At 66.2% G+C, this 2,010-nt stretch carries 2 protein-coding genes; both read left to right on the top strand.

What is annotated here, in order from left to right:
- Positions 1 to 343 precede the first annotated feature (343 nt).
- Complete coding sequence (locus ACFVFQ_RS38645; RefSeq protein WP_383425397.1) at positions 344 to 1,519, top strand: transposase; 1,176 nt, start codon at positions 344 to 346, stop codon at positions 1,517 to 1,519.
- A gap of 31 nt (positions 1,520 to 1,550) precedes the next feature.
- Entirely contained in the window at positions 1,551 to 1,790 is a 240-nt protein-coding gene (locus tag ACFVFQ_RS38640) for a transposase (protein WP_383425395.1), read from the top strand.
- Positions 1,791 to 2,010 lie beyond the last annotated feature (220 nt).

The following is a 2,010-nucleotide window of genomic DNA, read 5'->3' as shown; positions in this document are numbered from 1 at the left end:
CACGTTCACGCAGTTCGTCAGGGTACTTACGAGGAGCAGCCATAATCGGCATCCTTCCGGGTCTTGATCATCTCCATCAAACCCGCGGCGATTCACCAACGATCAACCTGCCCAACCGTCACACCAAAGACCGTTTCAGTACTAAGTTCCGCGCCCGTATCGCCGAGCACGGTCTGGAGCGGGTGGTCTTCGACCGGCTGGTGGAGCATTGCCGGGTTGCGGGACTGGTCGGCGCGGGCGGAAAACAGCGTACAGACTCCACGCACATCGTCTCCGCGGTCCGTGACCTGAACCGGCTGGAACTGGCCGGGGAGAGCGTGCGTGCCGCACTGGAGGCCTGGCCGTGGCCGCCCCGGCCTGGCTGGCAGAGCAGATCGACGTTGCCGAGTTCGCTCACCGCTCCGGGCCGAGGATCAACGGCTGGACCATGCCCTCCAGCCAGGTCAAGCGTGACCGGCTGGCGCAGGTGTTCGCCGCCGACGGCTATGCGATCGTGCGGGCCGCCTACGCTGCCGACGCCCCGGTGTGGGTCCGTGACATCGAGGCGGTGCAGGTCCTGCGGCAGATCCTGGTCCAGACCTACCACGTGCGCACCGACAGCCGGGGACGGGAGGTGATCATCAAGCGGGACGCCGGCGAGGAGGGCGTCCCGCCCGGCAGATTACGCCTAGCCTCCCCCTATGACACCGACGCCCGCTGGGCGGCCAAGGGCGAGGAGTTGTTCTGGTGCGGATACAAGATCCATCTGACCGAGAGCTGCGATGCTCCCGCCGAAGCCGAAGCCGGACGGCGTGTCGACCTGCGGCCGAATCTGATCACGGATGTGCACACCACGAATGCGACCGTGCCGGACGTGAAGGCCACCGCCGGCATCCAGCAGCGCCTGACCGACCGCCGTCTGGCACCCGGCGAGCACTACCTCGATGCCGGCTACCCCTCGGCCGACCTGGTCACCGCCGCCGCGAAGAACAGCATCACCATGATCACCCCGCTGCTGGCCGACCACTCCCCGCAGGCCAAGGCGGCCGAAGGCTTCGCCAAGAGCGACTTCCGCATCGACTGGACGACGCGGACCGTCCGCTGCCCCGAAGGATCCACCAGCATCGGCTGGCACCCCGTCCCCCAGCACCAGCACGACGCCATCGTCGTCGAGTTCGACCGGCGCACCTGCCCCTCACAGAATCGCTGCACCACCTCGGCCCGCGGCTCCCGCATGCTCACCCTCCGCCCGAAAGAAACCCATGAGACCCTCGCGCAAGCCCGCACCGGGCAGAAAACCCAGACCTGGAAGGACAAATACGCCCTCAGGGCAGGCATCGAGGGCACCGTCAACCAGGCCCTGGACATCACCGGCATCCGCCCTGCCCACTACCGCGGCCTACCGAAAGTCCGCCTCCAGCACGCCTTCTCCGCCACCGCTATCAACATCATCCGCCTCGACGCCCACTGGACCGACCACCCCCTCCGCCACCAACGCACCAGCCGCCTCGAACGCTTCGCCTACCGGCTCACCGCGTGACCAGTAATTCAGCAACGGAGTCGCCCTGGGTGTGGAGGGCACCATCAACGAGTTTGCCCACGGACACGGCATGCGTCACTGCCGCTACCGAGGACAGCGGAAAACCCACCTGCAACACGTGCTCACGGCCATCGCCGTGAACATCGAACACCTCAGCAGCCTGCCACCGGCAGCGGAAGCCCCCTCACCACGATCGCCAACTGCCTTCCAGACCTTCCTGGATCAGCACGGCATCCCCCGGTCGAAGTCCTGGCGAACCCTCGGCAGTTGACCTCAATCACCCCAAGATCCCCGACAGATTCAAGCTCAGAGTGAGGACGGAAAAAACGCTCGGTCGCGTCCGGGAGGTGGTGTAAAAGGGCCACGAGCGTAGGTTTCGTACTGAGCCGACAAAGGTCGTACGGAAGGACCCACGCCCGTGACACGTCGCGTATCCCCGACCGAGGCGATACGTACCGAGATCAATGCCGTCTTCGCCGAGGGCCGGCCGC

The organism is Streptomyces sp. NPDC057743 (genome assembly GCF_042798755.1).
GTDB lineage: Bacteria > Actinomycetota > Actinomycetes > Streptomycetales > Streptomycetaceae > Streptomyces.
This window is presented reverse-complemented; position numbering and strand designations above follow the sequence as displayed.